Source organism: Streptomyces enissocaesilis (assembly GCF_039533765.1).
In the GTDB taxonomy this organism is placed as follows: Bacteria; Actinomycetota; Actinomycetes; order Streptomycetales; family Streptomycetaceae; genus Streptomyces; species Streptomyces enissocaesilis.
Genome location: NZ_BAAAUD010000059.1, coordinates 1 through 20,819 on the forward strand (window position 1 = coordinate 1; position 20,819 = coordinate 20,819).

At 69.2% G+C, this 20,819-nt stretch carries 17 protein-coding genes and 3 pseudogenes; 8 read left to right on the forward strand and 12 right to left on the reverse strand.

Annotated elements, in window-relative coordinates; genetic code table 11:
• Positions 1 to 283 precede the first annotated feature (283 nt).
• The 4 genes and pseudogenes from ABD374_RS29980 to ABD374_RS34765 all read right to left on the reverse strand — a co-directional run bounded on the left by ABD374_RS29980 (position 284) and on the right by ABD374_RS34765 (position 2,804).
• The gene (locus tag ABD374_RS29980; RefSeq protein ID WP_344499499.1) at positions 284 to 460 is read right to left on the reverse strand and encodes a hypothetical protein; all 177 of its coding nucleotides are present in this window, start codon (positions 458 to 460) and stop codon (positions 284 to 286) included.
• Between the two features lie 47 nt (positions 461 to 507).
• Positions 508 to 1,281 carry a PIG-L family deacetylase gene (locus tag ABD374_RS29985; protein WP_344499501.1) on the reverse strand — a complete coding sequence of 258 codons (774 nt, stop codon included), beginning with the start codon at positions 1,279 to 1,281 and terminating at the stop codon, positions 508 to 510.
• 39 nt (positions 1,282 to 1,320) lie between these two features.
• Positions 1,321 to 1,479 (reverse strand): hypothetical protein, encoded by a 159-nt coding sequence (locus tag ABD374_RS29990; protein WP_344499503.1) that lies wholly within the window; start codon positions 1,477 to 1,479, stop codon positions 1,321 to 1,323.
• A 251-nt stretch (positions 1,480 to 1,730) separates the two neighbouring features.
• Positions 1,731 to 2,804 (reverse strand): annotated as a pseudogene (locus ABD374_RS34765) (IS630 family transposase).
• 361 nt (positions 2,805 to 3,165) lie between these two features.
• Between ABD374_RS34765 and ABD374_RS30005 the strand changes: the two are divergent.
• From ABD374_RS30005 to ABD374_RS30015, 3 genes are all read left to right on the forward strand, one after another.
• Positions 3,166 to 3,408, forward strand: a complete 243-nt coding sequence (locus ABD374_RS30005; RefSeq protein ID WP_344499507.1) for a hypothetical protein — start codon at positions 3,166 to 3,168, stop codon at positions 3,406 to 3,408.
• Positions 3,395 to 3,844, forward strand: coding sequence for a hypothetical protein (locus ABD374_RS30010; protein ID WP_344499509.1), 450 nt, complete (start codon positions 3,395 to 3,397; stop codon positions 3,842 to 3,844). The genes ABD374_RS30005 and ABD374_RS30010 overlap by 14 nt, the downstream gene beginning before the upstream one ends.
• Before the next feature lie 135 nt (positions 3,845 to 3,979).
• Positions 3,980 to 4,177 (forward strand): hypothetical protein, encoded by a 198-nt coding sequence (locus ABD374_RS30015; protein ID WP_344499511.1) that lies wholly within the window; start codon positions 3,980 to 3,982, stop codon positions 4,175 to 4,177.
• A 55-nt stretch (positions 4,178 to 4,232) separates the two neighbouring features.
• Here ABD374_RS30015 and ABD374_RS30020 read toward each other — a convergent pair whose 3' ends face one another.
• Positions 4,233 to 5,219, reverse strand: a complete 987-nt coding sequence (locus ABD374_RS30020; protein WP_344499513.1) for a GlxA family transcriptional regulator — start codon at positions 5,217 to 5,219, stop codon at positions 4,233 to 4,235.
• Between the two features lie 72 nt (positions 5,220 to 5,291).
• Between ABD374_RS30020 and ABD374_RS30025 the strand changes: the two are divergent.
• A pseudogene (locus ABD374_RS30025) lies at positions 5,292 to 6,649 on the forward strand (MFS transporter).
• A gap of 309 nt (positions 6,650 to 6,958) precedes the next feature.
• Here ABD374_RS30025 and ABD374_RS30030 read toward each other — a convergent pair.
• The gene (locus tag ABD374_RS30030; RefSeq protein WP_344499515.1) at positions 6,959 to 7,150 is read right to left on the reverse strand and encodes a hypothetical protein; all 192 of its coding nucleotides are present in this window, start codon (positions 7,148 to 7,150) and stop codon (positions 6,959 to 6,961) included.
• A gap of 171 nt (positions 7,151 to 7,321) precedes the next feature.
• Between ABD374_RS30030 and ABD374_RS30035 the strand changes: the two genes are divergently transcribed.
• A complete protein-coding gene (locus ABD374_RS30035; protein WP_344499517.1) occupies positions 7,322 to 8,650 on the forward strand; it encodes an HNH endonuclease in 1,329 nt (442 codons plus the stop codon).
• A gap of 927 nt (positions 8,651 to 9,577) precedes the next feature.
• A complete protein-coding gene (locus tag ABD374_RS30040; RefSeq protein WP_344499519.1) occupies positions 9,578 to 10,546 on the forward strand; it encodes a hypothetical protein in 969 nt (322 codons plus the stop codon).
• 454 nt (positions 10,547 to 11,000) lie between these two features.
• Here ABD374_RS30040 and ABD374_RS30045 read toward each other — a convergent pair whose 3' ends face one another.
• Both ABD374_RS30045 and ABD374_RS30050 read right to left on the reverse strand, forming a co-directional pair.
• Positions 11,001 to 11,345, reverse strand: a complete 345-nt coding sequence (locus ABD374_RS30045) for a hypothetical protein (protein WP_344499521.1) — start codon at positions 11,343 to 11,345, stop codon at positions 11,001 to 11,003.
• 3 nt (positions 11,346 to 11,348) lie between these two features.
• Complete coding sequence (locus ABD374_RS30050; RefSeq protein WP_425577390.1) at positions 11,349 to 12,590, reverse strand: helix-turn-helix domain-containing protein; 1,242 nt, start codon at positions 12,588 to 12,590, stop codon at positions 11,349 to 11,351.
• A gap of 140 nt (positions 12,591 to 12,730) precedes the next feature.
• Here ABD374_RS30050 and ABD374_RS30055 point away from each other — a divergent pair, with 140 nt between their 5' ends.
• Positions 12,731 to 13,336 (forward strand): hypothetical protein, encoded by a 606-nt coding sequence (locus ABD374_RS30055; RefSeq protein ID WP_056789649.1) that lies wholly within the window; start codon positions 12,731 to 12,733, stop codon positions 13,334 to 13,336.
• 710 nt (positions 13,337 to 14,046) lie between these two features.
• Here the strand turns inward: ABD374_RS30055 and ABD374_RS30060 are convergent.
• On the reverse strand, positions 14,047 to 16,569 hold the full coding sequence (locus tag ABD374_RS30060) for a DEAD/DEAH box helicase (protein WP_344499532.1): 2,523 nt from the start codon (positions 16,567 to 16,569) through the stop codon (positions 14,047 to 14,049).
• Positions 16,570 to 17,019: 450 nt separating this feature from the next.
• Here ABD374_RS30060 and ABD374_RS30065 point away from each other — a divergent pair, with 450 nt between their 5' ends.
• Complete coding sequence (locus ABD374_RS30065; RefSeq protein ID WP_344499534.1) at positions 17,020 to 18,177, forward strand: lipase family protein; 1,158 nt, start codon at positions 17,020 to 17,022, stop codon at positions 18,175 to 18,177.
• Between the two features lie 48 nt (positions 18,178 to 18,225).
• On the opposite strand, the gene cqsA is transcribed toward ABD374_RS30065, so the two are convergent.
• The 3 genes and pseudogenes from cqsA to ABD374_RS30080 form a co-directional block, all read right to left on the reverse strand.
• Positions 18,226 to 19,401 carry an alpha-hydroxyketone-type quorum-sensing autoinducer synthase gene (gene cqsA, locus ABD374_RS30070; RefSeq protein ID WP_344499536.1) on the reverse strand — a complete coding sequence of 392 codons (1,176 nt, stop codon included), beginning with the start codon at positions 19,399 to 19,401 and terminating at the stop codon, positions 18,226 to 18,228.
• A 276-nt stretch (positions 19,402 to 19,677) separates the two neighbouring features.
• The gene (locus ABD374_RS30075) at positions 19,678 to 20,208 is read right to left on the reverse strand and encodes an EF-hand domain-containing protein (protein ID WP_344499538.1); all 531 of its coding nucleotides are present in this window, start codon (positions 20,206 to 20,208) and stop codon (positions 19,678 to 19,680) included.
• Positions 20,209 to 20,732: 524 nt separating this feature from the next.
• Positions 20,733 to 20,819: pseudogene (locus ABD374_RS30080) on the reverse strand (transposase); the annotation flags it as partial.

Consider the following 20,819-nt stretch of genomic DNA (forward strand, 5'->3'; position numbering starts at 1 on the left):
TTTCGGAGTGGGCCTGCCGGCGGTGTGGATCGGCATCCCGTGGTGGAGCGTGCCCGCCGTCTCGGTACCCATCGTGGTGTGCACGGCAGTCGTAACACATCACCAATTGCGTCGCACGACAACTTCGCCGTAGATAAGACCGAGCTGTCGCCAGTACGGTCTCGGACATCGGAACAGTTGGCGCCACGGAAGTTCCGGTGAATTCCTGGCGCAGGACACTCACTCGACTGGTGGGCTCGCATGTTGAGGTGTCGCGTATTCCTCGATGAGGTCGGTCCTGGTGTCACCGTGTGTGGTCACCGGGGGCGTATCGGCTCCAGGTTCCTCCGGCTTCGGTGACCAGGCGGGTGGCCGTCTTGTCGTGGTAACCGAGTGCCTTCGCGATGACGGGGGCCGGGGCCTGGAGGTGCTCGTCGGTGAAGGCGCTCGGAGTTTCGTCCGAGGTAGGTGTGGTGGTCATCTTGGACTCCAGGTGTGCAGTGCGCGCAGAGAGTGCGGGGGCGCATGTCAGGCGAGAAGCCGGGACGGATCGCCCGCGACGGGGCCGGGGGTGAGCCTGGTGAAGAACTCGGTGCTGATGATCTCGCTGCGTTCGGCTTCGGGCAGGCGGGCGAGGATGCCGGGCAGGGGCCGTTCGCGTGCGACCTCCCCCTGGTGGGCAAGAATGGCCGACCACTTCACCCCAGCCCACGGGCTGACGTCGACGGTCGTGGTCACATACGCGTCAGGGACGGTCAGCACGCTCTTCCCGACCCTCTCCAACAGGGTCCCGAGCCGACCCACGCCAGCCTCCGAATGCGTCGCCGCGTACAGCGCCGACGGCTGCCAGGGGGCGCCCGCCTCGGGGTAGAGAGGCTCGAGACCGGCGGCCTCGACGGCAAGCACGGTGATCTGGTGGGTGCGCACGTGGTCAGGGTGGCCCGTCAACTGGCCGATCGCGTCGTGAGTGACGACGACCTCGGGGCGGAAAGCCCGGATGTGGGCGACGAGACGGCCGATGGCCTCATCGAGGGGCGCGTCGACGAGGCGGGACTCACCAGGGGCGGACTCGGGATTGCGGGCATCGCCGTAACCGAGCAGCCGCGGGCGACCGGCGCCCAGAACAGCGAGGGCCGCGGCGAGTTCGGGCGCGCGCCTGCTGTCCGGCGCCCAGGTGACGGTGACGACACCGGTGCGTGCCCCGGCGGCGCGGTGCTGTGCGAGTACGCCGCCGGCCAGGAGACTCTCATCGTCCGGGTGGCCGAACACCCCCAGCAGCGAGGGCACGGGCAGGCTGTTCATGACGAAGGGTCTCCTCGAAGTGGTGGGCGGGTGGGAGGTTCAGATGACCGGCGGCCGTCCGGCGGCGGTGAGCCGGTACACGGTGCGCCGGTTCATCGGGCGCCGCGGCTGCATACGCCGGGTCGTCCAGCCCTCGCGCATCCCGCGCAGCGTCTGGCGCAGTCCGCCGCCGCGTACGGCCCGGGCCAGGGTGATCACGGTCCACGCGCCCAGGTAGAAGGGGATGATCGGGGCGGGCAGGTTGCGGTGGGCGATTCAGATCCGGTTGCGGGCGGCGAGCCGGTGGTACAGCGCGTGGCGGGCCGGTGTGGTGAGCGGGTGGTGCATACGGATGCCGGCGGCGTACCAGCCGCTCCAGCCCGCCGCGTACAGCCGCCAGGCCAGATCGAAGCCCTCGTGGTACAGGAACAGGCTGCCCTCCCAGCCGCCGACCTTGTCTACTGAGGATTTCAGGGTGGGGTCGGTGGGTTGATAGCCAGGCCGGTGGCGGTGAGGCAGCCGTCGATGAGGTGGGGCCGGAGTTGGATTCTGCGTAACTCGCGGCGGAGTTTGCGGTCGAGGTCGTCGGGTGTGTCGAAGGCGGTGTTGGCCGTGGCTCTGCGCACGAGGGACCAGACGGCTTCAACCGGGTTCAGGTCTGGTGCGTATGCCGGGAGGCGGATGGTGGTGAGCCAGTCGTGTTCGGCCTCGTAGCGTTTCAGCCCGGCGGCCAGGTGGGTGTTGAGGTTGTCCCAGAGCACCACGATGGGGCCGCCGAGCTGGATATGGGCCCTCACCAGCAGGTCGCGGTAGTTCCTGCCAGGAGAAGCTCTTTCGGGCGCCCTTGAGCAGGAGATGGTTGCGGGGCCGGTGGATGAGGCGGCTCTTCTCACCGGGTTTGTAGCAGCACAGGGCGGCGACCGAGGTCCTGCGGCGGGAGCGGCCGCGGACGCGTATGACGGGGGTGTGTCCGCGCCGGCCCCAGGTGCGGGCGACCGGCGGCGTCATCGAGAATCCGGCCTCGTCCTCGACGACGAGCCACGCCTCGTGGGCCGCCGCGAGACTTTTACCCCCGGCCACACCTCCTTCTTCCACAACTCGACCGCATGCTCGTCGCGTTCGAGTGCTCTGCGGGCGGGTGCCTGCCAGGACCAGCCGTGCCGTTTCAGCAGCCGCCACACCGTCGGCACCGACAGACTCACCTGCAGCCGACAGCGGATCACCGCCTGGACCCGGGCAAGCGTCCACCGCTCATCGTCGAAGCCCTGCGCTGAGGGGCCCCTGTTGAGTTCTTCCTCCAGCGCAGTGAACTGGGCATCGGTGATGGGCGGGGAGTTCGCCGGGCCCGCGGAGCGCAAGGCCTCCATACCGCCCTCGCGCCAGGCACGACGCCAGCGCTCCACCGAGCGCACACTCACCCGCAGATCCTTCGCGATCACCGCGGTCTTCTCACCCGCCGCGAACCGCTCACCGGCCTGAAGCCGGATCCCCTCACGAAACGCCCGACGCTCAGCGGTCAGGCCCCCACCCTCCGGATAACGCATACCACCGGCATACCGCAGGGATCATGAACCGTCACTCCCCGACGACAACCCGCAAAGCTCAGTAACCGTTTGGCGCGGTGGGTGGAGCAGCGAATGGGGACGCCGCCTCAACTTCGACTGATCCCTGCCCGCCGCCGCACCCCAGTCAGCCTCGTCCTCCCTGTCCCACGACACCCAGTCACGGCGCCCCTGCAGGAGTCGGCGGCGCGACACGCTCGGACACTTCGGGGCGCCGAGATTGTCGCCCACTACTTTTAGCAACTCGCCTGCGAGCGGCCCCGTCGGTCCGTGAACTGGGTAGTTCGGATAAGCCTGCGTTCGTTGTTCGCTTCTCCGGCCGGACCTGGCCCAGCGCGGCCGGTTGGAGGAGATCCGCGACAACCTCGTCGCCCGCATCGCCGAGGCCGAGCGCGAAGGCTGGCTCGGAGAAGTCGAAGGGCTCCGGGTCAGCCTGGCTGGCGCCGAAGACAAGCTCGTTCACATGGACCGACAAACTTCCGGCGGTACGGCGATCGACCTCGGCATGCCACACATAGCCCCAGCTCAATTTACCCAGGTGGATGGAACGGCTTCGCTGGCACAATCACTGGATGACCAGCAATGACATCCGGTTCGAGTGCCGGCACCGTGGCGACGGCGGCCCGTTCGTGATCGTCCCCTGCATCGACGGAGCACTACTCACCGAGCTGATCGACGGGTTCGAGATCGCGGCCGGGATGCAGCCCGCAGGCGACGCCTACGGCGGTCTGATCCCGGAGTTCTTCCGGTTCGGCCCGATGCAGGATCACTTCCTCGGACGGTCCGCCTACGCGATGGGGCCGAAGGCGCCCGTTCTCGGTTGTGAATGCGGCGAGTGGGGATGCTGGCCCCTCCTGGCCCGCATCACCGCGACAGCCGACCTCGTTATCTGGGACTCCTTCGAGCAACCCCATCGCAAGACCCGCGAGTACGCGGCATTCGGTCCGTTCCAGTTCGGCCGTGGCCAATACGATGACGCCCTGCGCGCGCTGAACGCCGTAATGGGCCCCGACGAGACGTAATCCGCACCCGCCACCGGTAGTTCAGAGAAGCAGGCGTGTTCGTGGATGCAGGGGGTGCCAAAGGCCCGTCCGCATGTGCCGATCGAGACCTTGCGGCGTTCGAAGTGTCCGAGGAATTCCTCCCCTTCCCGCGCCGTGGAGCAGGGCGCCCGCTTCATCGAGGCCACGGTCTCCGCCGACAACAAGGCCATCATCATGGTCCTGAAGAAGGTCGCGAAGCGGTACAGCGCTGACGTGCACACCCAAATCCTCTTCCCCAGTGATCTTTTCCCCGGCGAGCACCACGACGAGGTGCTGTACCGGACCGGGCCCCTCGCCCCACTGACACCCTGAGGGGCATCACCGACGAGACTGCCACTGTCCGGTGAGGACGCCGCGCGCGTATCGCTCAGTTCGTTCCTCGGAACGTGTTGCGGTACGCGCGTGGCGACACCCCGAGTGCCTCCCGGAAGTGCTGACGCATCGCTGTCCCTGTACCGAAACCGGCCCCCGACGCGATGTGGTCCACCGGCTCATCAGTCTGTTCCAGGAGGCGCCGCGCGTGCTGCAACCGCTGCTCTGTGATCCAGCGCATCGGTGTCGCTCCCGTCTCCAGCAGGAAGCGCCGACTGAGTGTCCGCACACTCATCGACGCCTCCCGGGCCAGATCCTCCAACGCCAGCGGCTCCCCCAGGTGGTCGAGAGCGAACGCGCGGGCGGCGGCTGTCGAACTGGTGCCGGGTTCGGGCACCGGCTGCTCGATGTACTGCGCCTGCCCGCCCTCCCGGTGCGGTGGTACGACGGTGCGCCGCGCGACGGTGTTGGCCACCTCGGCCCCGTGGTCGCTCCGGATCATGTGCAGACACAGATCGATACCGGCGGCGACCCCCGCGGACGTGAGCACACCCTGATCATCCGTGTACAGCACATCGGGATCCACGTCCACCTCTGGGTACAAGATCCGTAGCTCGTCGCATGACTTCCAGTGTGTCGTCGCCCGCCGCCCCGCCAGCATCCCGGCAGCCGCCAGCACGAATGACCCGGTACAGATCGAAGCCACCCGAGCCCCAGCCGGGATGCGGGCCAGCGCCTGGCGCACCGGTTGCGCCAACCGCCCCCGTTCCTGCGGCTCGTAGTCCTCGGCGGCCGCGGGCACGAGCACCGTGTCAGCGTCCTCCAGTGCCCGCGGCCCGTGGGCGACGTTCACAGTGAAGTCCGCGTCGGTAGTCAGCTCGCCAGGCTCCGGCGCACAGGTCACCACCGAATACAGCGGCTGGCCGTCGGCTCCGACGGCCGTCCCGAATAGCCGGTGGACGATGCCCAGCTCCATCGGCAGCAGCCCCGGACGGACCAGGGTGACCACCCGATGCGGCGCTCTCCCACTTGTCTCAGTCATGGCCAGATTCTTTCACTTTGCGACCAGCTGGCCAGTGGTCGGGGGTTGCCCTACCCACAAAGGATGGAACACATGGAAGAAGCGACCACCCGATACCTCCGACAGCCTCAAGACCCTACTGACCGTTCATCGGCAAATCCACCGCCCGGCGCTACAGGGCGCCGCGCCTGGTGGGTGGCCGCCGTGGCGGCCCTCGCCATCGTCGTCACCGGAGCCTTCTCCACGATGCCCGGCATCCTCCAAAACCCCCTTCAGCAGGAGTTCCACTGGTCGCGCGGCACCATCGGCGTTGCCTCCTCGGTGAACATGGTCCTGTACGGACTCACCGCCCCGTTCGCCGCCGCCCTCATGGACCGCTTCGGTATCCGCCGCGTGGTGGTCGCAGCCCTGACCACCGTTGCGGCCGGCTCTTTGCTCACCACGCTGATGAACGCCTCCTGGCACTTCACCCTCTTCTGGGGGCTCCTCGTCGGACTCGGCACCGGCTCCATGGCCATGGCATTCGGAGCCACCGTCACCAATCGCTGGTTCACCACCCGGCGGGGCCTGGTCACCGGCATCCTCTCCTCGGGCAGCGTCTTGGGGCAGATGGTGTCCTGCCTGCCCTCTCATGGACCATCGACCACTACGACTGGCGCCCCGCCCTGGTCACCCTCGCGCTCGCCGCGCTGGCCGTAGCCCCTCTCGTATGGCTGATCCTGCGCGACCACCCCGCCGACATCGGCCAAAGCCCTTACGGAAGTAATAAGTTCGTTCCCAAGCCGCCACCCGTCACGGGCGCCGCCCGTCGCACCCTCACCGTGCTCCGCGACTCCGTACATACCACGCCCTTCTGGCTGCTCGCCGGCGCCTTCGCGATCTGCGGAGCAACCACCAACGGGATCATGTGGACGCACTTCACCCCGGCAGCCCACGACCATGGCATGGCCGTCACCACCGCGTCGACCCTGCTCGCCCTCATCGGCATCTTCAACGTGGTGGGCACGGTCGCCTCCGGCTGGCTCACCGACCGCATGGACGCCCGACACCTACTCGCCCTCTACTTCACGCTGCGTGGCATCCTCCTTGTGCTGCTCCCCCTGATGATGGCCGCCACCGTCAACCCGGCCATGATGGTCTTCGTCGTCGTCTTCGGTCTCCTTGACCTCGCCACCGTGCCCCCCGTCATCGCCCTGTGCCGAACCTTCTACGGCGACGACAGCGCCATCGTCTTCGGCTGGGTCAACGCGGCCCACCAGATCGGTGCCGCCCTGGCCGCCCTCCTCGGCGGCGTCGCCCGCGACACCTTCGGCAGCTACGACCTGGTCTGGCTGGTCCTTGGCGCTACCTGCGCGGGCGCCGCATTGGTCTCCCTCCTCATCCGCACAACCCCCACCACCCACGACAAGACCCCCGCAACCCCGGTCCGCGAGACACAACCATCCCGGTAGCCCCGCCGCCCCTCACGCATGTTGTCCGGGACCCTTCAGCGTCCCGGACAACTTTGAGCTTTTCCAACTTGATGGGAGGTTGGACGGACGACCCCGGCACGGGCATGAAGAAATCTCCTGGTAGACGGGTTCACGACAAAGATCACCAGTCCGCCAGGAGCTTTCGTGTGCCTGTCCACTCGTCCGGCATTGATCCGTCCAGCCGCACCCTGCAGCACCTCTCCGGTCTGGACTCGGCCCCGGCTCAGGGTGGCGTGTTCAGCGTAGCGGCGATCGGCGCGGGCGTTGGGACTTCAAGTTGGTGGTAACTCACCGCACCAGGCGCGCACCCATTCCAACGTTGGTGCGGCTACCGGTGCGCACCGAGTGCGGATGGAACGCGTGCGCCAGCACCAGGGGTTCGTCGCGCATCGCCTCCAGGGTGTCGGCGGTGTCCGCATGGTCGAGGTCCGGGACGACGTTCCCCGCGGACCGGATGATGCTGCGGGCGATGCCCAACACCGCCGTGGGGGGAGGTCCCGCGCCCAGTCCTGCAATGCGGACAGCAGCACGCACCCGACGATATGCCGTCGCCACCCGCTCCTCCTCGAAGGCAGGCCGAGCCCGGCGCGCGGCCTCTTGATCGGCAAGGACTAGCTAGACCCCGCCCGTGGCAGCCAGAGACAATGCGCCATGGCCGTCTCCAAGCGCCTCCGATACGAAGTCCTCCGCCGGGACAACCACACCTGCCGCTACTGCGGCGCCAAAGCACCCAATGTCCCGCTGCGTGTCGACCACGTCGTGCCCGTCGCGCTCGGAGGCACCGACACCCCCGCCAACCTCGTAACAAGCTGCGAGCCCTGCAACAGCGGGAAGAGCTCCGCCACCGTCGACAGCGCCCTGGTCGAGAACGTCGCCGACGACGCCATTCGTTGGGCCGCCGCCATGCAGCAGGCCGCTGATGACCTTCTTGAGCAGGAGAAGCCCAAGCTCGAATACCGTGCCGCATTCCTGAAGGAATGGAACCGCTGGGGCTACGGCGAAGGCGAGGACCGCAAGGCCATCGAGCTGCCTGGCGACTGGAAGGCCAGCGTCGAACGCTTCCGCGTCGCGGGACTGCCCCCTTGGGTCTGGGCCGACATCGTTGACGTTGCGATGGGCAACGACAAGGTACTCGACGCCAACAAGTTCAAATACTGCTGCGGCATTGCGTGGAACAAAGTAGGCGTCCTGCAGGAAGGAGCCAGGCGGATCGTTGGCGCCAGCCGGCCGCCCGCCAGGCTCGACGTGCGTCAAGCAGTGCTTGAGGCAGCGTTCACGGTCTGGCACTGCGGGCTGACCGACAATGAGGACGCGCCGACACCTCAGCAGGCCGATGAGTTCCGCGAAAGCCTGGCAGCCCTTACCGATGAGGATCTGACAGAGCCCGAACTGATCGTGCAGGCCGCCCAGCACGCCACCTACTTCAGCCTGACCAGCTTTGCCGAAGCGCGGCGGAACATGGACTACGACGCGATCTTCCGTGCATGGCACTCAGCATGGCCAACTACTTGGGTTCCTGGTGATGAACCCTGGGGCGGGAAGTTCGTTGGCGGCCCCACGGACCATCAGAGCAAGTGGGTCAGGGAGCAGATCGACAAGCTCCTCGACGCCAAGACCCATGTGCGCCGCCTCGTGCGGGCAGCCAGTCATGCCGGGTCACACAAGTCGGCTCGGATATACCACGGGCTGTCCGACGACGAACTGGAGGTGACAGGGGTCAGTGGTTGGCAGTCGAAGGCTGGTGAGCTCTGGCGCGTCGCGTACACAGCGTCGGACATGGTCGAGCCGACGGAGGAGGAAACCGCCAGCTTCTTCAAGGGGCTCCGGCGCATTGTGTCGCTCGGCGAGTTCTATCTGGCCGACATCTACCAGGCGGCATCCGCCGCCGGCTGCTACCAGGATCCGGATCTGATGCCCTGTCTCACGCAGCACCTGTCCGTGTTCGAGGCGGCTGCCCTCCCAGTCTGGGATGAGGGCTGATGCCGGGTCCCCGATCAATTGGCGCGAGCTTCGTCCTTCGATCACCGTGACCGCGAGTGCGCGAGTGCCTACCGCGACAGTAAGACAGCTTGTCTCCTCTACCTCGCTTACACCCGATTCGGGCCGACCACGGGGGCCGAGGGCCTGAAGGATGGTGTGGGCGAGGAGTGCCAGGAGGTAGTCGAAGCCCCGCTCCACCTGCTCGGGTGTCAGCGGCGTACGGGACGGGATCAGGTACGGCATGGAGATCTCCTCAACTGGGTGGCCGCCGCGCGGATCACGACGACTCCCAGCAGCCTCGGACGATCGCCCTGTGGGCAGAGACCGGAGATTTCTCCCTGACCCACGGGGTCGGGCGAATCGGGCGGCAAGGGCGGAACCTGGCCCCTCTTGTCTACCTGCCGAACCCGGCGGCGAGCCGGACCGCCTCCCCCTTGTCCAGGTCCGCCGCCCGGCCGCGCACGCCGCGTTCCTCCTTGACCACCTCGGCTGTCGGCCGCCGTCAGACCGCGGACAAGGGGGTCTCCCGCACGCTGCTCCTTCGGGCCAAGGCTCCGGACCGGGGCAGCGAGGGAGACGAACGATGACGACCACCCACTCACGGACCGGGCGCGGGCAGCCCGCGGGCCGACGGGGGTGGAAGGCCGGCCGGTGGCGGGCAAGCCGTGGCAGGCTCCTGCGGGCGCCCCTTCGAAGGCCCCTTGAGATCCCCCTTTGGTGCCCGGCACCCACGGGAGGGGTGAAACTCCTGGTCAGCCCGCAAATCCGCGCGGATTTCGAACCGTCACAATCCTTTAATCTCCTCTATATGTATGCAGTGGAGGAGATCGTCGGGTTGCGGGGGGCCCGGACGCCCTCCCAGGCCGGGCGCGGCCAGCAGCGGCGGTCGGCCGGCGGCGGGTCGCGAGCAACGAGGGGGCAGAGCTGATGGCGGGGAAGCGGAAGAACAATCCGGCGGGGTCGACGAACAGCTACCGCGGGGATGTGCTGCGCGTGCTCGGAGCGCTGAAGGTGGCGACGGCTGATCAGATCCAGCGGATCGGCGCTCCGCATCTGAGCTTTAGGCACGCCGACAAGGAACCGGCGTCGAAGCGGAAGCAGGCCCGTACCGCCTCGCACACCGGCGCGCTCTCCGACATGCGCAAGCACGGCCTGTCCGAGAACGGCGGCTCCACGGAGACCGGTGACTCCCTGCGGAACCTGACCCTCAAGGGCCTTCAGGCCGCCTCCTACGGGGGAGCGAAGGTGCATGACTTCCGGCTGTGGTCGCGGATCTACCCGGCGACCGGCCGCGAGGGCTACGTGCCCCTCGCGTTCGTGTTCACGGGTAAGACGGAGGCGCAGCGGGCCAGCCGGATGCGGCGGCTGGAAGAGGCCGCCCGCCGCTACTTCGCCGGGGAGCCGTACTCAGGCCGGGCCTCGGGCATCACGGCCGTCGATTACCACCAGGCGGTGCCCGTGGTCGTCACTGAGCTGGAGCGGATCACCGCCGATGCGGAGGGGGCGGCGGGGAAGGTGTGGCGCAGGCTCGGGCGCGAGGAGGATGAGTGGCAGACGCTGGCGGAGGCCCTGGACAACCCCGACGGCGACCGGCTGTACGCGGTGCAGTGGAAGGAGGCTCGCCGGCGGCAGGAAGAGCGTGAGGCTGCGGCGCGGGAGGCGAAGCGGCCGGTGTGCACCCGCTGCGGCACGAAGTTCACCGACGAACGCTGGCAGTCGATCCGGCAGTCCTCTTGGCGCAGTGAGGGGGATGAGCTGTGCGGGCCGTGCCTGGACGAACACCATGAACGGGTGCGGGCGGAGAAGGCCGCGCGCCGCTTGGCGGAGGAAGCCGCGGTCAGGGAGGCGGCAGAAGCGGAGAAGAAGAACCGCGGTCTGTTCCGGCGCCGGAGCTGACCCGGGCAAGCCCGAGGGAGCTTGGGCAAGCCGTCCCGCCGGGTGTGACCGCCCGCCCGGCGGGACGGCCCCCGTCGCCGTACGGGAGGGAACGAGCCGAACCCGGCTGTGCGCCAGTGCCAGGCCCTAGACAGGTCGGTGCGCGGGACGGTCATTGCGCAACTCCACGCCCGGGCCGGGCACCAGCTTGGCCGGGTACCGCCGCATCCCGGATCGTTGGGCATCTCATGACGATGCCTCCGCCGCCCACCGGCCCCGTGCAAACCCTCGCAGACACTGTTGCTGATACCGCGTGCGCTCTCGCGGACGCGGTCATCGACGGCTGGCCCCCGGGCCGGGGCGGAGCCCTGGACGCGCTCGATGGGCTGGACGCCCTCCTCGGTGCACTCGGTCACCTCGATGCCGACGCGGCCCGCCTTCTGGCCCCGGCCGTCATTGCCGCCACTCGACTGCGTCACCACCTCGACCCGCGCGACGCCGATGACGACCAGGCGGACGTGGTCACCACCCCGCCCGCGGTCGTTCCGGCCGCCCGTACCGCCGCGGGAGCGGTACGGACCACGTCTCGGCGGCGAGGACTCGGTCGCTTGTCCGCGTAGACGTAGAGGTCGCCCTCGTGGTCCACGCCCACGATGAACCGGGCGCCGTCCAGGGTGGTGATCTCGCCAGTCACGCCCCAGTAGCCGGACTCGGCGTGCCAGTCGTCACCGAGGAGCTTCGCCGCTTGGCGTGCGGTGTCCGAGATGGAGAAAGGGGTGGCTAAGCGCTTGCTCAGCCTATGATAGTCGAAGTTACTCATCGGTCACCCGGTCTGTCCAGAGTCCGAGTCTGTGATCCAGCGCCCTTCGGCGGAGTCGTGCACGTACGCCGGCGTCCCCCTGGTCCCGCTCGTGCGGAACGGCTTCCCGCCGTCCGTGATCCGCACCGTCCCCGTACGGCCCCCGGCGCTCCACTCCAGCTCCAGGTACCAGCGGCAGTCGCAGCCCGCCGTCCGCGCGGAGACCAGCAGCTCCTCGGGGTCGGAGGAGGTGACCTTGTACGGGAAGGAGACGGCCGGGATCTTCCGGACCTCGGCGCCGGAGGCGTCAAGGCCGTCGACGGGCCTCGCGAGCGGGCGCGGCCGGTCGAGGTCCACGGCGAAGTGGCGCGGGGTGACGGCGCCGCCACAGCCGTTGTCCATCCGGTACGCGTTCCACGGCAGCGGCGCGGCGCGGTCGACCAGGCGCACGTGCAGGGCATGGAGGACGACGGCGTCGGACGGCGACCGGCCCTGGACCGTGATCCGCACCAGCGCCTCCCCGCCGTGCACGGCACCGTGCGTCCCGGCCCACGCCCCGGAGTCGGCCGCGACCGGCGGCGGGGCGACCGCGCGGGGGGTCCGGTCCACGAGGTAGGTGTGCCCGCAACCGCCCTCCCAGAGCTGGGAACCGATGCTCCAGGTGAAGGGGAGGGGGGCCGCGGTCCGCCCCGGAGCGGTGGAAGCGGGAGCGGGGGCGGAAGCCGTACGGGTGGGGTGGCCGAGCAGGGCGGCGGCGAGGGCGAGCATGACGAGGGCGACGGCGGCGGCGACGAGGAGGGGAGCGGGGGCGCCACGACGGGGGCGGGCGCGGGGCGCCTCCGGCGCGGACGGATTCGCGGCGGACGGGTCCGGCGCGGTCGGGTCCGGGGCGGGGCCGGGGCCCGGTTCCGGCGCGGACGGTTCCGGGTTCGATTCCGGCGCGGCCGACACGGCCGGCACAGGCGTGGGTGCGGGCGAGGCCGCTCGGCGGCGGGCGCGGTCCGCCTCCGTCCAGGCCGCCTCCAGGGCCCGCCGTTCCTCCTCGTCCGCCCCGCACAGCAGAGCGAGGCGGTCGACCACGGCGAACTCCTCCGGGACGGTCGCGCCCGAGCAGTAGCGGTGGAGGGTGGACGCGCTGACACTCAGCCGCCGGCCCAGCGCCTCGTAACTCCTCCCGTCCCGCGCCTTCAGCGCGCGCACGAGCCCCGCGAACTCCTCGACGGCGGCGTCCTTCGGCATTCCATCCCCCTCGACCCTGCGTCCCATCCTTCACGTCCTTGCACGTCAGCGGGGGTGGAATGGTTCCGGGACGGCTGGTGGGCGCGTGATCGTTGCAGCCGGCGGGCGCCGGCCCCACGCTGGTTGAGCACTGACCGAACGAACGACCCGACGGGGGATCCACCACCATGAACAAGCTCCGCACCGCACTCGCCACCGCAGCCGCTGCCGCACTGGGCCTCGCGGCCCTCGCCACAGCCCCGGCGCAGGCGGCTGCCCAGCCCGCCTTCCTCGCCGCCTCCCAGATGCCGCCGTCGTCGACGCCGTGGACCGCCACCCAGGTCTTCACCGGCGTCCCGGAGAACGGCGGCGTCCTCTGCGCCCCGTACAAGATTCCGGCGCAGAACACCCGCTACCGCGAGTTCAGCACCGAGCTCGACACCAACGGCGTCCAGGTCACCACCGTCGCCCGTACCGAGGCCGACGCCGTGAAGCTGGTCGACACCCTCCGCGGGGCCCTCGCCGGCTGCGGCCCCCTGCTGGAGCAGCAGAACCCGGGCCTGCAGGCCGTCAGCGCCTCCCACGGCAAGCTCGCCGTCGAGGAGGGCGCCTGGGTCTACAGCCTGGACACCGCCGACCCGCAGATCGGCATCTCCGACATCCACCTGTTCTCCGTCGGCCGCGACGGCCGCACCGTCACCCTCGTCCGCTGGGGTCAGATGGGCGACCTCGAGGACGCCCCGCTGACCGCCTTCCGCACCACGACGAAGACCGCCGTCAACAAGCTCCACTGACCCGGGGGCTCCCCCGAGGGCTGACCACAGCTCGACAGCGGCGCGGCCGGAACCCGGGCGCGCCGCTGTCGTGCCCACCTGCTCCGCCGGCGGCGGAGAGGGGCCGGACTGCTGCCGGGATTCCGCACGGCCGATGTGCGGTCACCGCGCGACGAACGAACGCCCGTAGCGGTCCGCGTCCCGCCCCGCCGACCTCACCGCCACCGCAGCGCGAACCACAGCTCCATCCGGACCTCCGCGTCGTCCAGGTCCATTCGCGGCCGGGCTCGGAAAAGAACTGATCCGTCGTCGCCATGGTCATCTGAGATCCTCTCGATCGTGTCTTCGGGTTTGGTCGGCTGCCACCACCGACCAGTGGGAGTTCGACCGCCACGTCACCGGGACTCCCACCGGGGAGCGCATCGCGTTCGGGTTCGTCCGCGTCGCCCAAAGGGACGGATGGACGCTTACCGGCCTCGGCCGCCTGGACTGGGACGGTGCCCAGTGGACCGGGGTCACGCCGGAAGCGTGACCCCGGGGGCCCGCCACGGCGAGCCACCAGCTCCGACAAGTGACTGCCGAGAACACCGCTCTGAAAGAACGTCTCACTGCTGCAGAAGCCGATCTCACTGCCGCTCGCACAAGCCTGCGCCGGATGATCCGCACCGAGAACGTGACCCGGTAATCGACCACCGCGACGCGCGTCGTGCCGGTTGTTCGTCCGTGCGCCGCTACGTCCAGCGCATTCCGATCGCGGACAGCTGTTCCATCCGCTCTGGCGTCAGGGTTGCGGCTCTGCTGCGCTGGTTGCCGATCCAGGCTCCCAGCTTGTGCTGCCGCTCCTCCTGGTGCTCGCCGACGATCCGCTCAACCCACTTCCTGGGGACCTGAAGGTGCCCCTCACGCTTGTAGAACTGTTTGGCGGCCTCGTAGTTCATCGCCCACTTGTCGGCCTGTGTACGGGGCCGCTGCGGCTTCTCGTCCTCGGTGGCGGGTGTGATCCCGAGGACCTGTTCGCACATCCACTGCTGCACGGTCGTGAGCTGGTCCCACCCGTACCGCACCGACTGCACCCACCGCCCCAGATCCTCGCCCTGGCGCAGGACCTCGCCCGCCTCGGTGGGCAGCGCCTCACCGGCGTCCAGGTGCATCCGCACCAGGTGGAAGCACCGCTGCCACGTCACCGGCCAGCTCGGGTACCAGGACGCGTCGATCTCCTCCAGCTGCTCGCGCCGCATCTCCGACAGCGCCCCGGCCGACGACTGAACCGGCAGCCCCTCCGCACGCCGCTGCTCAATCTCCTGAGCCTTGCGGGCGGCGGCCCGTGCGTTCTTCAAAAAGATGCCCACCCGGTACCCCTGGAAGGTGGCGTCCAGCGGGGCCAGGAGGTGCCCGTGTTCGGCCGCCCACCCGCGCGCGGCGGACAGGCCCTCCTCCCACGCGACGTCGAAATGGGACCAGATCATGCCGAGCTTCTCCAGCTGCGCGATGCGGTCCTCGTCCATGTCGCCGCGGGCGTAGAACCGGCGCGCATCGGCGGTCCACTGCCCCAGCGGGAACCCGGCGAGCGAAGCCGGCCACCCCTCGCCTTCCGCCTCCTGGACATCGACGGCGGGCATGCGGAACGTGAACGGCACCCGGAGGTCACCGTGCTCGCGGGCGTAGATGACGGCGGCCTCCACGCCGCGCCGCCAGTGCTCGTGCTCCGGGTTGAGGACCCGCAGATTGATGAACGCCGCGAGGGCGGCCGGGTCGCGCGGTGTGCTGAACTTCAGCAACTGCCGAGCGGGCGCCGACGGCCCGGACCCATCCCCCTCGCCTAGACCCTCCTGCCCCCCACTGCGGCTCTGAACGCCTCTCACGCGGCTCTGCGCCTGCTGTTCGGCCAGCTGCTCGACGACCCGGGTGTCGTGTGCCCTGAGCGCTTCCAGGAGCTTGGCGAGCCCGCCGTACGCCCGGGAGGTGAGCATGTTGTCGGCCGTTTCTCCGGGCCCGAGCAGCACCGGCACGACCAGGCTGGCGATCTTTCCCTCGCCCGGCTGCATCCGCAGCGCCCGGCCCACGGCCTGGACGAGGTCCGGCATCGAGCCGCGAACGTCAGCCCAGTACACGGAGTCACAGTTTTTGGTGTCGATGCCCTCGCCCAGGACCTTCACCGAGCCCAGGAAGCCCTTCTCCACCACGGTGCCGTCCGCGGCGATCCCGGCCGCGAACTCGCCCAGCAGCCGGCGCCGGTGCAGCGGCTTGTGATCCCCGCACAGCCAGTTGGCCCAGATCGTCTTGGGGTACAGCTCGGGGTCGCTGGCGTGCAGCTGCGCGGCGACGTCCGGAAGGCCGGCCGCGAACGCCTCGGCTTCCTTGACGACATGGTGGAAGACAAGCGTGCGCCGGAAGTTCTCCTCCGCCGACGCCTTCACCAGGGCGGTCTGCAGCGCGGCGAGCCGGGCCCCGCGCACCTCTGCCGACCGGCCTTCGGCGCCCAGGAGCTGCGCGGCCTGGAGCGCGGTGTCGGTGACATCCACGCATACGACCTGGTAGGGGGCACAAATTCCCCGGTCGATCGCCTCCGAGAGCGACAAAGTGAAACAGCGGCTGCCGAAGGGACCGTCCGGATCGTCGTCCATGCTCGCGACCAGCTCACCAGGTGCCCCGGCGGGGCCCTCGTCGTCCCCGAGCTGCCACAGCCGCGGCGTGGCCGTCATGTACAGACGGCGCAGGGACGGGATCTTCTGGTTGTCGTGAACGACCGCCCACGGCTTCCCGATCAGGCCCGAAACCCTGTGGGCCTCGTCCACGACGATCAGGTCCCAAGCCGCCAAACCCGCAGCGTGCGCCCGCTCCAGCGTGCCCAGACCCAGGCTGGCATACGTGGCGTACACGGTCACCTTCTCCAGGCCCCGCGTCCACTCCACCAGCTCGTCCACGTCCGTGGTGTTGGGGAAGGACACCTCCTCACCCCGCAGCGAGGACACCCCGATCATCGGCCCCCGGCGGCCCCCCTCCCGCCACGCGGCCTCGGTCTGGGCGAGCAGGTCCAGCGAGGGCACGAGCACCAGCACACGGCCCGCGTGGAGCTCCTCCGCGCTGCGGACCGCCACCCGGGTCTTCCCGGACCCGGTCGCCATGATCACCTGCGTTCGAAGCCCTCGCTCGGGCACACGCGTTCCTGCAGGCAATTCGAGGGCGCGCAGGACCGCGTCAACGGCTTCTCGCTGGGCGGCTTCGCGCTGATCAGCGCGGCCTGTACTCGACATATCCGCCTGCCTTCACCTTCGGTGCCGCCCGGTCGTTGCGAGCGGCGGGAAACAAGAAGTCCCCACGTAGGGAAGCTACAAGGACCAGGACTCGACCGATGCCGGTCGGGTGACTGCCCTCCTTGCCGGGGCACCGTTGCGAGCTCACGGAGGGACGGTGAAAGTGTCGTCGCAGTGGAGCTGCGTAGTAGTCATGTTGTTGACCTGGACTTGTGCAGGTTGACTGAGCGCACATTGGTTGCGTGCTGTGCAGATGCCGGCCGTCGGCACGGTGTGCTTGCGCGGGCCTGGGTGCCCCGGGGGCGTGGAGCGCTGGCAAACGACCGATGTAGTTTGCTCTTTGGCTGGTTGTCAGGGGTTGTGGTGCGGGGGATGATCTTTGGGGTCGTCCGTGGGGTGTGTGTGGTGTTGCTGGGGGATTCTGCCGGTGCCGTGGAGGTGCCGGAAGGTGTGGGGTTCTTCGTCCCGCCGGCCCCTCTGGCGGGCAGGGAGCACGGTGAGGTGATCTGGTCGCGGCCGCTGGCGGGTCCGGCGGCGCTGGAGGAGGCGGCCCGCAACGAGCTGGTGCTCTACCGGTCGGAGGCGGTCGACGGGACGCCGATCGCAGTGTCGGGGGTGATCGCCCTGCCGCAAGGGGAGCCGCCGACGGGCGGATTTCCCATAGTCAGCTGGGCGCACGGCACGCTTGGTCTGGCAGATGAGGGAGCTCCGACGCGCGATGGCGAGGACATCGCGCGCAGCCTCCCGGAGCACCATCTGATCAACCAGGCCCCGCACGCCCTGCTCAATGCGTTCCTCGCCCGGGGCTGGGCGGTAGCGATGACCGACTACGAAGGCCTGGGCACCCCGGGTGTCCACCCGTATCTGCTGGGGCAGTCCGAAGCCCGGGGCGTTCTGGACATCGCACGTGCCGCACGCGGGCTCCACCCGGAGATCTCCGAGCGGCTCGCCGTCGTCGGCCATTCACAGGGCGGGCAGGCCGCCCTGTTCGCCGCGCACCATGCCCCTGAGTGGACGCCCGAACTCGACCTGCGCGCTGTGGTGGCCCTGGCACCCGCCTCCCACGTAACGGCCAGCGTGCTTCAGGGCGCGAAGGCGGCGGTGACCTTCCCCGGTTTCGCGTTCACACCGCTCCTGCTCACCGGCGCCGTCGTCGGCTCCCGGGCAGGAGCGACCAGCCGGGGCACACCGATCGACCCCGCCCAGGTCCTCACGGACGAGGCCTTCAAGCTGTTCGGCGACTCCGACAAGACCCGCGTCGAGCTCTCCCGCCCCGATTCCTGGGGCGGCATCCTGGGCACGGACCAGTTCCGCGGCGACATCGTCAACACCCCCAACGACCACCAGCGCGAGTTCCTGCGCCAGCTCGACCTCACCAACCCTGCCCTGAAGATCCCGGCACCGATCAGGATCGCCCACGCCCAGCCGGACACCCGCGTGGCCATCGCCGGCACCAACACCCTGGTCGGCGAACTCGGCGCCCTCGGAAACGACGTCACCTACCGCATCCACCCGAAGACCAGCGACAGGGCAGGCCTCGGCCCCCATTTCGGCGTCCTCGACACCGACAGCACCGACATGACCGCCTGGCTCGGCCAGCACCTTTAGCGTGACGCGCCTGACATCGCAGGGTTCACAGTGAGCGATGTGCGGTGATCAGGGGGCGGACGGCTTCGCCGGCGTGGAGGATGCGGTCCAGGTCCTGGTCGGTGAGGTCGCAGTGCAGGGAGAGCCGTAGCGCGGTGCGGTTGTGGGGGGTGGCGGGGGGGGGCAGAAGACGGATCCGAACACGTCGTGGTCTTCCATGATGTCGCGTACGTGGATGACGGTTTCGTCCCGGCCGGTGGGCAGCGACATGATGTGGGCGCCCGAACCCCGAAGGTCGTACCCGAGGCCGGTGAGGCCTTCCCGCAGGATGGTGGCGACTTCGTGCAGGCGGGCACGGCGCCATTCGTCGTGGCGGACGACATCCAAAGTGGCGGCGATCTGCACCAGGTCGGAGGGCACCAGGGTGGAGGCGAACACCGCCGGGTAGGAGGTCATCTTGAAGTACTCGACGAAGTCCTCGTCCGGGCAGGTGATGTAGCCGGCCCGTTTCGCGAACGCCTTCGACAGGCTCGTGGTGCGGAAATGCACCCGTTTCGTCAGTCCGGCCTCCGCGACCATGCCCGCACCCTCGGGGCCGTGGGCGCCCAGCGAGTGCGCCTCGTCGACGACCAGGACGCAGCCGGTCTCCTCGGCGGCATCGCACAGTGCGGCCAGCGGCGCGAGGCTGCCGCACACGCTGTACATCGAGTCGACCGCGATCACTCCGGGCCCGTACTCCTCGATGCGGCGCAGCAGGTGAGCGGTGTCGTTGTGGCGGAAGGGCCGTACCGGGGCGCCGGCCGCTTTCGCCCCCGCCCACAGCGACATGTGGGCCAGCATGTCCACGTACACCGGCACCTCGGGTCCCGCCAGGGTCTGCAGCAGCCCCACGTTGGCGTCATACCCGGACTGGGTGAAAACGCCCGCCCCCGAGCCGAGGTAGCGGGCCAGCTCCCGCTCCAGCACGGTCTGCGGGTGCTCCTCATACAGCAGCACCGCCGAGGCCAGCCTCGCTCCTCGCATCGCGTCGAGGGACTCCGTCACGGCGTCCACGATGCGTTTGTCGCCGGCCAGACGCAGGTAGTCGTTGCTGTCGACCACCGTGGAGCCCGGGCTCGGAAGGCGCCGGCCCCGCAGGATGTGACGGCCATGCCACCGACCCCGGATCCCCGCCGAGTGGAAAGCCTCCACGCGTTCCTGGACGAACGAAGGAAGCAGGGAGCCGGCGGCAGAAGCATCGTTCATGCTGGGCAATGTAGCGCAGCTCAGTGCAACGGCGTTGCTCCGCAGGCACGTTCGGGTGATCCGCAGCAGCGGTGTCCGGACGCGGCGCACCCTTGTCAGCAGGGGCAAGCTCCAGCACTGCCCATCGTCCCGGGAACGATCCGGGCGTCGCAGGCGTCTGATGCGCGATCTCCCTGCGGGAGTACCCCCGCCCGCCCTGCCCGGACTGGTGTGGTTCTTCGTGGGCCAGGGCTGAGACGGGCGGCAGCGCTGTCGGACGGCCGGTGGCCAGTCGTGTCAGACGGCGGTACTCACCAGCTGGTCTCCCGGGATCCCGGCCATGTCGGGCGCGTAGTAGGCCTCGATGTTGGCGGCGTACGTGGCCACGGTGATGCGGTCGTCGGTGTCCGGGCCGAGGGCGTCGAAGGTCGCGTGGATGTTTGCCTCGTCGAAGCCGATCGCGGTCATCAGCGACACGAAGAGGGGGCGCTCGATCAGGCCGTCCTTGTCGGGGTCACCGAGAGCGGACAGCGCCTTTGCGAACTCGGTGACCACGGGGCCGAAGCGGTCAGGGTCGAGGACAAAGGGAAGGAACTCCTCGAGGGTGACCACACCGTCGCCATTGGCGTCCAGTTCCGTGGCCAGTGTCGTCCAGTAGCGGCCAAACGCGGCCCGGATAGCAGCCTTGGCACCGTCGTCCGAGGCGGCCGCCGCCTTCACCACACGGTCCGTCATGAGGTCGAAGTCGCCGGAGTCGATGACTCCGTTGCCGTTGGCGTCGAGAAGGGAGAAGATCAACTCGAGTCGCTGGGCGGCCTCAGTTCGCATATTCCGTCACCTGCTTTTCCTGCGGCCCCTCGATTGCGGGACCTCTGGCTCAATAGTGCTTCCGTAACCGTGCAGGGAGAGCGGCGTGACGGTGAGACGGGCTTTGCTACCGGAAGGAGTGAGGCGGCTGACAATCAGTTCGGGCCGGGGCAGACACGGCAGCTGTAGTTCCTGCGTCTGTGGGGGTCGGCGGTCCGATGGGGTGGGCGGGGGATGGGTACGGCCACCGCGATCACGAACGTTTGTGACGACGTATCAGGACGCCGTGGCCATTAAAGCAGCGATAGCCGAGCAGGCGTGGCGTGAGAGGTCCGGGAGGGCGATGGCGGCGGTCGCCGGCTGTTTCGTGCGGCGTGAGGGGCGGGCGACGGCGGCTCAACTGGTGGAGGGGCTGCTGCTGGAGGCGGACACGGGGAACTGCTGGACGCTCGCGCAGGCGCTGGAGCATCCGGGACCGCCCGGCTGCAGCACCTGTCCGTGTAGTGCATCTGGTGGGTGTGACGCTCGTTACTGACTTCGGCTTGTCAGGGTGTGGCTGGGTCGTCGAGGGTGAGGCCGGTGCCGGCTATGAATCCGTCGAGTGTGTCGGGTCGGTATTGAAGGCGTTTGAG